This is a genomic window from Roseateles sp. PN1 (assembly GCF_038419725.1).
GTDB lineage: Bacteria > Pseudomonadota > Gammaproteobacteria > Burkholderiales > Burkholderiaceae_C > Paucibacter_A.
In genome coordinates, this window is sequence record NZ_JBCARA010000005.1 from 311,596 (window position 1) to 323,519 (window position 11,924).

13 protein-coding genes are annotated in these 11,924 nt (G+C 65.6%); 12 read left to right on the forward strand and 1 reads right to left on the reverse strand.

Going from position 1 to position 11,924, the window contains the following annotated elements; all coding sequences use genetic code 11:
• The first annotated feature begins 28 nt into the window (after positions 1 to 28).
• The 10 genes from AABB87_RS10755 (at position 29) to AABB87_RS10800 (ending at position 8,822) form a co-directional block, all read left to right on the forward strand.
• On the forward strand, positions 29 to 1,033 hold the full coding sequence (locus tag AABB87_RS10755; RefSeq protein ID WP_341971232.1) for an ABC transporter substrate-binding protein: 1,005 nt from the start codon (positions 29 to 31) through the stop codon (positions 1,031 to 1,033).
• A gap of 23 nt (positions 1,034 to 1,056) precedes the next feature.
• Entirely contained in the window at positions 1,057 to 1,635 is a 579-nt protein-coding gene (locus AABB87_RS10760) for a VOC family protein (protein WP_341971233.1), read from the forward strand.
• 1 nt (position 1,636) lies between these two features.
• Positions 1,637 to 2,380, forward strand: a complete 744-nt coding sequence (locus AABB87_RS10765) for an ABC transporter permease (protein WP_341971234.1) — start codon at positions 1,637 to 1,639, stop codon at positions 2,378 to 2,380.
• Between the two features lie 21 nt (positions 2,381 to 2,401).
• On the forward strand, positions 2,402 to 3,187 hold the full coding sequence (locus tag AABB87_RS10770) for an ABC transporter ATP-binding protein (protein ID WP_341971235.1): 786 nt from the start codon (positions 2,402 to 2,404) through the stop codon (positions 3,185 to 3,187).
• The gene (locus AABB87_RS10775) at positions 3,177 to 4,115 is read left to right on the forward strand and encodes an alpha/beta hydrolase (protein ID WP_341971237.1); all 939 of its coding nucleotides are present in this window, start codon (positions 3,177 to 3,179) and stop codon (positions 4,113 to 4,115) included. Before AABB87_RS10770 ends, AABB87_RS10775 begins: the two co-directional genes overlap by 11 nt.
• A gap of 92 nt (positions 4,116 to 4,207) precedes the next feature.
• Positions 4,208 to 5,110 carry a dihydrodipicolinate synthase family protein gene (locus AABB87_RS10780; RefSeq protein ID WP_341971238.1) on the forward strand — a complete coding sequence of 301 codons (903 nt, stop codon included), beginning with the start codon at positions 4,208 to 4,210 and terminating at the stop codon, positions 5,108 to 5,110.
• Entirely contained in the window at positions 5,107 to 5,550 is a 444-nt protein-coding gene (locus tag AABB87_RS10785; RefSeq protein WP_341971239.1) for a RidA family protein, read from the forward strand. The genes AABB87_RS10780 and AABB87_RS10785 overlap by 4 nt, the downstream gene beginning before the upstream one ends.
• Complete coding sequence (locus AABB87_RS10790) at positions 5,547 to 6,173, forward strand: malonic semialdehyde reductase (protein ID WP_341971240.1); 627 nt, start codon at positions 5,547 to 5,549, stop codon at positions 6,171 to 6,173. Before AABB87_RS10785 ends, AABB87_RS10790 begins: the two co-directional genes overlap by 4 nt.
• Positions 6,173 to 6,997, forward strand: a complete 825-nt coding sequence (locus tag AABB87_RS10795) for a sulfite exporter TauE/SafE family protein (protein ID WP_341971241.1) — start codon at positions 6,173 to 6,175, stop codon at positions 6,995 to 6,997. Before AABB87_RS10790 ends, AABB87_RS10795 begins: the two co-directional genes overlap by 1 nt.
• Before the next feature lie 253 nt (positions 6,998 to 7,250).
• On the forward strand, positions 7,251 to 8,822 hold the full coding sequence (locus AABB87_RS10800) for a methyl-accepting chemotaxis protein (protein ID WP_341971242.1): 1,572 nt from the start codon (positions 7,251 to 7,253) through the stop codon (positions 8,820 to 8,822).
• 21 nt (positions 8,823 to 8,843) lie between these two features.
• Here AABB87_RS10800 and AABB87_RS10805 read toward each other — a convergent pair whose 3' ends face one another.
• On the reverse strand, positions 8,844 to 9,314 hold the full coding sequence (locus AABB87_RS10805; protein WP_295078777.1) for an Lrp/AsnC family transcriptional regulator: 471 nt from the start codon (positions 9,312 to 9,314) through the stop codon (positions 8,844 to 8,846).
• Between the two features lie 151 nt (positions 9,315 to 9,465).
• Between AABB87_RS10805 and kynU the strand changes: the two genes are divergently transcribed.
• Positions 9,466 to 10,731, forward strand: a complete 1,266-nt coding sequence (gene kynU, locus AABB87_RS10810; RefSeq protein ID WP_341971244.1) for a kynureninase — start codon at positions 9,466 to 9,468, stop codon at positions 10,729 to 10,731.
• 128 nt (positions 10,732 to 10,859) lie between these two features.
• Positions 10,860 to 11,912 carry a porin gene (locus AABB87_RS10815; RefSeq protein WP_341971245.1) on the forward strand — a complete coding sequence of 351 codons (1,053 nt, stop codon included), beginning with the start codon at positions 10,860 to 10,862 and terminating at the stop codon, positions 11,910 to 11,912.
• The last annotated feature ends 12 nt before the right edge of the window (positions 11,913 to 11,924 follow it).

Below are 11,924 nucleotides of genomic sequence, written 5' to 3' on the forward strand. Positions count from 1 at the left end.
CAACCCTCGTTTCAGGAGCTTATCGACCATGGCCAAGATTCTCTGGCGCCGCCTCGCGGCCACCGCTGCCGTGTTTTGTGCGGCCTTGGGCGGCAATGCCGCGCATGCCCTGGACAAGGTCAAGTTCAACCTCGCCTGGCTGCCGCAAGGCAGCACCGGCGGGGTGCTGGTAGCCGCCGCCAAGGGCTTTTACGCCGAGGCCGGCCTGGAGGTGCAAACCCAGCGCGGCTACGGCGGCCAGCGCACGGTCAATGAGATTGACCAGGGCTTGTTCGAGTTCGGCTACGGCGACCCGATCAGCGTGATGCTCAACCGCGCCAACGGCGGCAAGACGGTGATGGTGGGCGCCATCAACACCCAGTGGCCGGGCGCACTTTGCTATGTGCCGGGCAAGCTCAGCAAGACGCCTAAGCTGGCTGACATCAAAGGCATGAGCGTGGGCGGCGGCGCTTCTTCGCCGCTGCAAAACCTGGTGCCCGCCTGGCTGCAGGCCAACGGCCTGCCCGCCACGCACCTCAAGCTCTTGCGCCTGGACCCGGCGGTCATCAACCCCAGCTTTCTGGAAGGCAAGGTTGACCTGGCCGAATGCTGGGAAGGTGCCAACAAGCCCTTGCTGGAAGCCCTGGTGCGGCGCGAAGGCAAGCAACTCGCCGCCCTGCGTTACCGTGATTTCAATCTGAACATCTACGGCAACGGCATCGTCACCAGCGAGCAGTTGGTGCAGAGCAACCCGGATCTGGTCAAGCGCTTCGTCACGGCCACTTACCGAGGCTACGACTACATGCGCAAGAACCCCGAGGAGGCCGTCGACTTGATCGCCGCCAGCAACAAGCTGATCGCCAAACCGATCTTGTTGCAGCAGATCAAAGAGACGCTGGAGATCATCAGCGACCCCGCGGCCGACAACGCGAAGCTCGGCTACATCCGCGCCGACCGCATGCACGCCACCATCGAATTCTCCAAAAAGGCCTTCAACGTCACCGCCGCCGTGCGTGGCGGCGAGGTCTACACCAACCGCTTCATCGTCGACTGAGTCGGCGCCCCGCAGGAGCAGCAATGAACACAATCGAGAAGATCAAACCGCGCAAGCTCGGGCACCTGGTGTTGATGGTGCGGAACATCCACAAGTCCGTGCACTTCTACACCGAGATCCTGGGCCTGGAGGTGTCTGACTGGATCAGCGACCAGATGGTCTTTTTGCGCGCCGGCAGCGATCACCATGATCTGGCGCTGGCACAGATCCCCGCCGGCTCGGCCGGCATGAACGAAGCGCCGCGCTATGACCGGCCCGGCATGGAGCATTTCTCCTACCTGGTCGATGACCTGGCCGAGATGGAACGCGCCGTGAAGGTGCTGCAAGCCCATGGCGTGGAGATCGTGCGCGGCATCGGCAAGCATGGCCCGGGCGAGAACCTGTTCCTGGTCTTCAAAGACCCGGACGGCAATAACGTCGAGCTGTATTGCGAGATGACCCAAATCAGCCCCAGCCAGCCCTACGAGGCCAAGGTGTGGGAGCGCAATATCGACTCCTTCGACCAATGGCGCTTCGCCCGCTTCGTGGTGCCGCCGCCGGCCGCCGTGGTCGCCGCCAAGCAAGGCGCCAGCGCCGATAGCAAGAAAAAGGACGGCGAGTGAGATGAAGCGCGCACTCGAGTCCTTGATCTTCTGGGGCCTGCTGGCCGCGTTCTGGGAATACGGCGTCAGCGCCCTGGGCGTGCGTCGCTACTTGCTACCGCCGCTGTCGGCCGTGCTGGCCGCCGGCTGGGAGGCCAGGCAGATGCTGCTGGCCGAGACCTGGGTCACCATGGTCGAGGTGCTGCTGGGCTTCAGCCTGGCGGTGGTGGGTGGCATCTTGCTGGGCGTGTTGATTCACCTCAGCGCGCTGGCCCGCCGCACGCTCTACCCACTGATCACGGCGCTGCAAAGCATGCCCAAGATCGCACTGGCGCCGCTGATGATCGTCTGGTTCGGCTACGGCCTGGGCTCCAAGGTGGCGGCGACGTTTCTGTTCGCCTTCTTCCCGGTGGTGGTGGCCACGCTGGGCGGCATGTCGAATGTGCCCATCCATCTGGATGAGCATTTCCATGCCCTCGGCGCCTCGCGCTGGGACCGCTTCTGGCGCTTGCAAATGCCCTCAGCCCTGCCCGCTTTTGTTGACGGCATCAAGATCGCCATGCCGCTGGCCGTGATCGGCGCCATCGTGGGTGAGTTCATCGGCGCCGAAGCGGGCCTGGGCCATCTGATCACCCTGGCCACGGCCAATGCCCAAACTGATTTGATGTTCGCCGCCATTCTGGTGATCACCGCGCTGTCGGTGTTCCTCTACGGCATGGTCGAGCGGCTGGCGCGCGCCGTCTGGTGGCGCGGCATTTCCTACTGAACGCTTCAACACAGGGTTGTCATGTCCAAGGATTCGTCAAGTGCGGTCATAGAAGTCCGCCAGGTACTCAAGACCTTTGCCGGCAAGCACGAGGTCAAGGCGTTGGAAGCGGTGGACCTCAGCATCGGCGCGCATGAGTTCGTCTCCATCCTCGGCCCCAGCGGCTGCGGCAAGAGCACTTTGCTGCGCATCGTCGCCGGCCTAACGCCTTACCAAGGCGGCACGGTAGCCGTCAACGGCCGCGCAGTGCAAGGGCCCAGCCCGGAGATCGGCGTGGTGTTCCAAAGCAGCAATATGCTGCCCTGGCTCACGGTTCAAGACAATATGGCGCTGGGCGCCAAGTTGCGCAAAGTGCCGGAGTCGGTGTGGGCGCCCAAGCTGGCCCAGCTGATCGGCATGCTGGGGCTCAAGGGCTTTGAGCAGAACCACCCCCACCAGCTTTCCGGCGGCATGCGCCAGCGCGCGGCCATCGGCCAGATCCTGGCCCTGGACCCCGAAATCCTGCTGATGGACGAGCCCTTCGGCGCGCTGGATGCGCTGACCCGCGACCGCCTTAACGTCGAGCTGCTGCGCATCTGGCAAGAGCAGCGCCAGACCGTGCTGCTGGTGACGCATTCGATCGCCGAGGCGGTGTTTCTGTCGGACCGGGTGCTGGTGATGTCGGGCCGGCCCGGGCGCGTGGTGAAGGAGTTGACCATCGACCTGCCACGCCCGCGCCGCCCCGAGTCGATCAAAGAGAACCCCCGCTACGGCGAGTACATCGCCGAGCTGTCCAGCCTGATGGGGGTCTTCAAAGATGATCACTGAGGGCCTCTCCGCGGCCGAGCTGCTGCGCCGCATCGGCCCGCGCTGGGCCGAGGACATCAATGCCCACCGCGACGCCGTCGTGCGCTGCTACACCCCGCTGCTGGCGGCCCGGCCGCTGCCCGGCCTGCAGATTGAGCGCGCCATCGCTTACGGCCCACACCCGCGCCAGGTGATGGATGTGTACCTGCCGCCTGATCTGTCGTCTGACGCGAGCACTGCGTTGCGGCCCATCGTGGTCTTCGTGCATGGCGGCGCCTTTGTGCGCGGGCAGATGAATAGCAATGAGCAGGTCTACGGCAATGTGCTGCGCTTCTTCGCCCGCCATGGTTTTGTGGGCGTCAATGTGGAATACCGCCTGGCCCCCGAAGCACCCTTTCCCGGCGGCGCCGAAGACGTGGCCGCAGCGCTGCGCCAGGTGCATGCACTGGCCGCGGACTGGCAGGCCGACCCGCAGCGCCTCTTGCTGATCGGCCATTCCGCCGGCGGATCGCATGTGGCCAGCCTGCTGTGTGACCCGCGCCTGCAAGGCCAACGCCCGCCGGTGGCCGCGGCCGTGCTAATCAGCGCCCGCCTGCGCGCCGACACCCGGGCCGACAACCCCAATGCCCACGGCGTGCGCGCCTATTTCGGCGAGGACGCGGCCACGCTGGAGGCGCAGTCGCCCGTCAGCCATGCGGCACGCCTGGATGTGCCCACGCTGCTGGCCGTGGCGGAGTTCGAGAACCCCTGGCTGGACGTCTACGCCGCCGAGTTCTGCCACCGCGTGGGCCAGGCGCATGGCCGCATCCCGCCGCTGATTTGCGTGCCCGCGCACAACCACACCTCCATCGTTGCCCACATCGACAGCGGCAGCGATGACGAGCGCTTTGGCCAGCAATTGCTGGACTTTGCCCGCCGGCTCTCACCGGCGCAGCCCAGGCCGTCCTAGCGACGTCTTGCGCGCCAAGAAAGGCGCGCGGCGCTGAGTGGCTAGGGCCACTGCAGCCGCCCCCACACATCCCACCACTCTCAGGAGTCACTATGGTCACCACCGGCTTGACCGGCGCGTTTGCGCCTGTCGTTACCCCATTCGCTGCCGACGGCAGCCCCGACACCACCCGCTTCATCGCCCATGCGCGCTGGCTGGTCGCCCAAGGCGCAGGCCTGGCACCCTTCGGCACCAATAGCGAGGCCAATTCCCTGACCCTGGCCGAGCGCCGCGCGCTGCTGGAGGCCTTGGTGGCCGCTGGCATTCCGCCCGCCAAGCTCTTGCCCGGCACCGGCGCCTGCTCGGCCGGCGAGGCCGCCGAACTCAGCCGCCATGCGGTGGAGCTCGGTTGCGCCGGCGTGTTGATGCTGCCGCCCTTCTTCTACAAAGGCATCAGCGACGAGGGGCTCTACGCCTGGTATGCCGATGTGATTGCGCGCGTGGGCGACGCGCGCCTGAAGGTTTATCTGTATCACATCCCCGCGCTGAGCGGCGTGCCCATCACCCATGGCGTGATCGCCCGCTTGCTGAAGGACTTCCCCGGCACCGTGGTCGGCATCAAGGACAGCTCGGGCGATTGGGACAATCTGGCCGCCATGCTGGAACGCTTCCCGGAGCTGGAAATCTTCCCGGCCTCCGAAAGCTTCATCTCCCGCACCCGGCCGCTGGGCGCACGCGGCTGCATCTCCGCCACGGTCAATATCAACCCGGCCCGCATCAGCCAGCTGGTACAGGCCTGGAGCAGCGCCGAAGGCCCCGCCCTGCAAGCGGAAGTGGACCAGCTGCGCAAGATCGTGCAAGGCTTCCCGATGATTGCGGCACTCAAGGAAGTGATCGCCAAAGACTTGGACGACCCGGCCTGGCAACGCGTGCGCCCGCCGCTGACGGGTCTCAGCGCCGAACAGTCCAGCGCCCTGCATGCGGCGCTGCAGGCGATTGACTTCAAGCTGGCATGAGCACGCCCACCATGTCCACCGAGCAAGGACAAGCCCAGGCCGAGCCGCTGGCGCCGCTGGGCGCCTACCCAATGCTGCGCCGCCATGGCGACTGGCTGTTTGTCTCCGGCATGAGCGCCCGCCAGGCCGACGGCAGCTGCGCCGGCGTCACACGCTCGGGCGATGGCGAGTTGCAAATTGACGTGGCCCTGCAAACCCGCGTCGTGATCGAGAAGATTCGCGCTGCCCTGCTCAGCCAGGGCGCTAGCTTGCGGGACTGCGTCAGCCTGACGTGCTACCTCACCGATATGCGCGACTTCGCCGCCTACAACGCCGCTTATGCCGAGTTCTTCGACGCCCGCAGCGGCCCGGCCCGCACGACCGTGGCCGTGCACCAGTTGCCGCACCCGCATATGCGCGTTGAGATCACCGCCACTGCTTGCTTGGGAGCTGCGCTATGAATCAGACGACAAGCCGCCCTACCTTGAATGACGATGCCTGGGACCTGCTGCTGCGCCAGGCACGCAGCCAGAACCGCTGGCTGGACAAGCCGGTGGCGCCGACTCTGCTTACGCAGCTCTACGAGCTGATGAAGATGGGCCCGACCAGCATGAATTGCTCGCCCGCACGGCTGGTGTTTGTGTGCAGCGAGCCAGCGCGTGCGCGCCTGCTGCCCCTGCTCTCCCCCGGCAATGTGGACAAGACCCGCAGCGCGCCGGTGACGGTGCTGATCGGCACGGCGCAGCGCTTTCAGGCGCGCCTGCCCCAGCTCTTTCCCCACCGCCCCGAGGCCCGCAATATGTTTGATGCCGATGCGGATCTGACCGCCAGCACCGCGCAACGCAATGCCACCTTGCAAGGCGCCTACCTGATGCTGGCAGCGCGCGGCCTGGGACTGGATGTGGGGCCCATGTCGGGCTTCAACGCGGCGGCGGTGAGCGCCGAATTCTTCGCCAAGCAAGCCGCTTTTGCCGACGAAGACGTGACGGTGAACTTCATCTGCAATCTGGGTTACGGCGACCCCGCCGGCGTGTTCGAACGCCTGCCGCGCCTCAACTTCGCCGAAGCCTGCCAGGTGTTGTGATGGAACTCGCCCTCTATCTTGCAATGGGTGCCGGCGCCGGCGTACTGGCTGGGCTGCTGGGCGTGGGCGGCGGCATCGTCATCGTGCCACTCTTGCTGCTGGTGTTTCCCACCCTGCCCTGGGGCGGCGCGCAGGGGGCCAGTGCGGCGCATCTGGCGCACTTGGCGCTGGGCACATCTTTGGCCAGCATCGTGTTCACCTCGATTTCCAGCGTGCGCGCTCACCATCTGCGGGGCGCCGTCGACTGGGCGCTGGTGCGGCGCATGGCACCGGGTTTGCTGCTGGGTACCTTGGCCGGCACCGTGGTGGCGAGCCGCTTGTCCACCCCGGCGCTGAAGGCGGTGTTCGTCGCCTTCAGCCTCTACGTGGGTGTGCAAATGCTGCTGAACGCACGCCCCAAGGCCAGCCGTGAGCTGCCCGGGCCAGCCGGCCTGCATGCGGCCGGCGGTGCCATCGGCGTGTTTTCCAGCTTGGTGGGCATAGGCGGCGGCTCGGTCGCCGTGCCCTTCATGAGCTGGTGCTCGGTGCCCATCCACCGCGCCATCGCCACCTCGGCAGCGCTGGGCTTTCCGATCGCCCTGGCGGGCAGCGCGGGCTACATCCTCAACGGCCTGCATGCGGCGCAGCAGGGTCAGGTCTTGCCTCCGTTCAGCCTGGGCTACGTCTACCTGCCCGCGCTGCTGGGCCTGGCGGGTGCCAGCGTGCTGACCGCGCCGCTGGGCGCCAAGCTGGCGCATGCCTTGCCGGTGGCGCGGCTCAAGCAGGTGTTCGCCCTGCTGCTGCTGGGCCTGGGCCTGCGCATGCTGTGGAGCTTGCTGGCCTGAGCGCCAGCGGGCGCGGCAGCAGCGGCGGCAACTACTGCTGCTGCGCCACGTACTTACCCTGAGGCAGATTTGGCAACAGCCGCGCGGGAGCGCGGCCATCGGTCTGCGCAGGATTACCGGAAAGCGGCCACTTCACGCTGTGCGTCCCCGCTCGGCCGGGCTCCAGCGCTTCAGGCCGACGCTTCCACACATAAACATGAACTATGCTCATGTATGCATATATTGCACTTCGGATACAAATACAAATCCATCCATGACCTCTTCTGACCTCCCCCTGACTGCCAAGCTAGGCCGCCACAGCGTGGCCTTCCGGCTGTGGGCCGCCGTGGCGGCCACCATCCTGGCCTTGTTGGCCTCGACCGGTTTTTCCGCCCTGCGCAGCGCTCAGCTGCAAGCCGCCTCGGACGAAGCCACCGCGCTGATGGACGCCAAGCAGGCGGCCGCTAACCGCTGGCTCACGCTGACCGCCGCCAATGTGGTGCGCATCCAGGCCAGCGCAGCCAGCAGCGAGCCCGCGCTGGAGGCTTTGTTCAAAGACGAGATCGCCAGCGTCACGGCCGAAGTGATCGAGGTCAAAAAGAGCATCGACGCGATGCCGCTGAATGAGCAAGACCGCCGCCTGCTGGCCGAGGTGGCCGCCACGCGCAAGACCATGCTGGACTCACTGGCCAAGCTGCGCGCCCTCAAGCGCACGGATGCGGATGCGGCGCGGCAGGAGATGACGGAGGGCTTCAGCCCCGCCGTGGCCGTGTACATGAAGTCGCTGCGCGCATTTGCCGAACAGCAGGCCAGCGCCAAGCGTGAAACGCAAGCCGTTGAAGCCGCGCAGCACAAAACCATGACCCGCCTGGTGTGGCTGTTTGTGGCGCTGAATGTGCTGGCCTTGGTGGGCGGCGCGCTGGTCTTGATTCGTTCCATCCAGCGCCCCCTGGCGCAGGCCATGGCGGTGGCCGAGCAGATTGCCGGCGGCAACCTGAGCGCGCGGGCGCAGTCGCGGCGGCGTGACGAGTTCGGCCTCTTGCTGGGCGCGATGGACCGCATGGTGCTGCAGTTACGCGGCGTAGTGGGCGAGGTCAAGCAAGGCATCGAATCGGTGGCCACCGCCTCCAGCCAGATTGCGACCGGCAACCATGACTTGAGCGCCCGCACCGAGCAGACGGCCTCCAATCTGCAGCAAACCGCCAGCTCAATGGAAGAGCTGACCGCCACCGTCGGCCACTCCGCCGACACGGCGCGCGCGGCCAATCAGCTCGCCACATCGGCGGTGGCAGCGGCCACGCGTGGCGGCGAGGTGGTGGCGCAGGTGGAGGGCAATATGAGCCAGATCACCGAGAGCTCGCGCAAGATCGGCGACATCATCGGCGTGATCGACAGCATCGCCTTCCAGACCAATATCCTGGCCCTGAATGCGGCCGTGGAAGCGGCCCGCGCTGGCGAGCAGGGGCGTGGCTTTGCGGTGGTGGCCTCCGAAGTTCGGGCGCTGGCCCAGCGCAGTGCGGGCGCGGCGCGTGAGATCAAGGCACTGATCGGCGTCTCGGTGGAGCGGGTCGAAACCGGCGCGCAGTTGGTGGCGCAAACCGGGGCGGCGATGCAAGACATCGTCGGCAGCGTGCGCAGTGTCAACGACTTGATTGCGGAGATCGCCGCGGGCGCGCTGGAGCAGCGCGACGGCATTTCGCAGGTCAACGGTGCGGTCACGCAGCTGGATCAGATGACGCAGCAGAACGCGGCGCTGGTGGAGGAATCAGCGGCCGCTGCGCAATCGCTGCGGGAGCAGGCCCAGCGCCTGGCCGAAGCCATCGGGGTGTTCAGGGCCGAGCACTAAGGCGCCGGGGCCGGGCAGCGCTCAGCCCGGCATGGGCATGCCGTCCAGGCCCTTGACTTCTTGCATCGAGAAGCTGGTGCGCATCATCTTCACGCCCGGCAGGCGGCGCAGCTTGGTTTGCATCAGCTGCGAATAACTGTCCAGGTCTTGGGACACCACCACCAGCACAAAGTCCTCGGGGCCGGAGACGCCGTGGCACATCACCACCTCGGGGATGTCGCGCACCGCGCGCTCGAATTCCAGCGAGTGGTCTTCGTTCTGGCTGTCGATGCTGATGGTCACGAAAGCCATCACGCCGTAACCCAAAGCACGGCGATCCAAGCGGGCCTGATAACCCACGATCAAGCCGGCATCTTCCAGGCGTTTGACCCGCCGCCAGCAGGGCGATTGCGACATGCCCACCAGCGCAGCCAACTCGCCGGTGGTGAGGCGTGCGTTGTCTTGTAGGGCTTTGAGCAACTGCCGATCGGTCGCGTCGATCTCGATTTGCATAAGTAAATCCGTTTTTCAAATGTTTGCGGGTTGAATTTACCCCAAATCGCGGTGGGTAGGGTTAGCAAGGTAACAAATGCGTCACACAGAACATAGAGTGACCTCTGTGTATACATATACACGTGACCATATACAGACAGAAGTCCCCAAAATGAGTTCCCACCCTCCGATCGAAACGCAAGCCCTGGCACTGAGCGAGGCGCATTGCCTGGCGCTGGACGCCCAAGACCCGCTGGCCGCGCGCCGCGCCCTGTTCACCATCCCAGAGGGTGTGATCTATCTGGACGGCAATTCGCTGGGCGCCATGCCCGCCGCGGTGCCGGCCCGCATGAAGCAGGCCATTGAGCAGGAATGGGCCGTTGGCCTGATCCGCAGCTGGAACGATGCCGACTGGTACCCCGCCCCGCAGCGGGTGGGTGCGCGCATCTCCAGCCTGATTGGCGCACAAGGCAATGAAGTGATCGTGGCCGATTCCACCTCGGTGAATCTGTTCAAGTTGCTGGTCGCCGCCCTGCGCATGCGCCCCGGCCGCAAGATCATCTTGGGCGAGAACGGCAACTTCCCCACCGACGCCTATGTGGCCTCCGGCGTGGCCGAGCTGACCGGCGCCCAGCACCGCGCCGTGGCGCCCGCCGATGTGATGACCGCCCTGAACGACGACGTGGCCGTGCTGACGCTGACCCATGTCAACTACAAGAGCGGCCAGGTCTATGACATGGCAGCCATCACCCGCCGTGCGCATGAAGTAGGCGCCCTGGTGATCTGGGATCTGGCCCACACGGCCGGCGCCATGCCTTGCGATCTGAACGGCTGCGAGGCGGACTTCGCAGTCGGCTGCGGCTACAAATACCTCAACGGCGGCCCCGGCGCCCCCTCCTTCGCCTTTGTGGCCAGCCGCCACCAAGAGGCCCTGCGTCAGCCCATCACCGGCTGGCACGGCCACGCCAAGCCTTTCGAGTTCACCCAGACCTATGTGCCAGCGCCCGGCATCGACCGCATGCTGGTCGGCACCGCGCCGCAGATGGGCTTGTTCGCGCTGGAAGCGGCGCTGACCGTGTTCGACGGCGTTGACATGCAGCAGCTGCGCGCCAAGAGCCTGTCGCTGACCTCGCTGTTCATCCGCCTGGTCGATCAGGAACTGGCCGGCTACGGCTTCGGCCTGGCCACGCCGCGTGAAGACGCGCTGCGCGGCAGCCAGGTTTCGCTGACGCATGAACAGGGCTACGCCATCGTGCAGGCCTTGATCGCACGCGGCGTGATCGGCGACTTCCGCGCCCCCGACATCCTGCGCTTCGGTTTCGCCGCGCTCTACCTCAGCCATGCCGATGTCTGGCAGGCGGTCGCGATTCTGAAAGACGTGATGGCCAGCGGCATTTGGTCCAGCCCCGAGTTCATGGCCAAGAAGGCCGTGACCTGAGGCCCGCTGCTGCGCCCGCCCGCCCGCGCAGCCGCTTGCTTTCGCTTGCTTTCACTCCCCCCTTTTCCCTAGTCCACTACCGCTCCCCCGGCAGCCCCCACGTTCCCATCCTTCCAAGGAGATTCCCCGTGCGAGAGAACCTGTCCAAGCTTTGCAAACCCCTGACTCTGACCGTTGCTGCGCTGATGGCCTGCACGCCAGCACTGGCACAAGTCACTTTGAGCGGCTATTTCGATGTCAATTTGGAGCTCGCCAAGTCCGGCGGCAAGACCGTCAAGGGCATGAGCTCGGGCGGGATGAACACATCACGGCTCCAGTTCAAGGCCCATGAAGACTTGGGGCAGGGCCTGAGCGTCACGGGCGTGCATGAACTGGCCTTCAAGGCGGACAGCGGTCAAATGGGATCGCCGCGTCACACCTACATCCAGCTGGCGTCCAAGCAATGGGGCGAACTCAGCGCCGGCCGTCGCGACACCCCCACCGCCGAGATGTATGGCTACATCGACCCCACGTTCAACGCTGACTACAGCCCGATCAGCAACACCGTCGTGTACTACGCGCCCTGGCGCGAAAGCAACGGTGTGTTCTACACCAGCCCCCGAGTCGCCAATGTGCAGGCACGCGTGGCTATGACGGCTGGCCGCGAAGATGGCAGCAAGGACGCGAAGGTGCAAAGCGCCGCGCTGGACTACTACGGCAACGATTTCTACCTGATGGCCGGCGTGGACCAGCAGCATCGCCGCACCCTGTCCGACTCCAAGCAGTTTGGTAAGTCCACCGACATCTACGTCGGCGGCGTGCTGACCCTGGGCAACCTGGATCTGACGGCGCTGTACCACCGCTACAGCGGCTATTACGCCTACCCGCCCTACGCCGATTTCAATGCCAAAGGCACGGATCTGCAACTGGGCCTGCGCTACGAGATCAACCCGACTCACCGGATCTTCGCCAGCGTGGTGCACAAGGACGACAAGGATGAAACCGCGCTGTCCGATGCCACCAGCTGGACATTGGGCTATCTGTACGGCTTCTCCAAGCGCACTGACCTGTACACCGTCTATGGCTCGGTCAAGCATGCACGCGCCTCAGAGATGCGCTTCCCGGTCAGCTTCAACCATGCCTCGCCCCTTTCCAACGAAAACCCCAGCGGCCTGCAAATCGGCCTGCGCCACAAGTTCTGAGCCTGAGGGAAA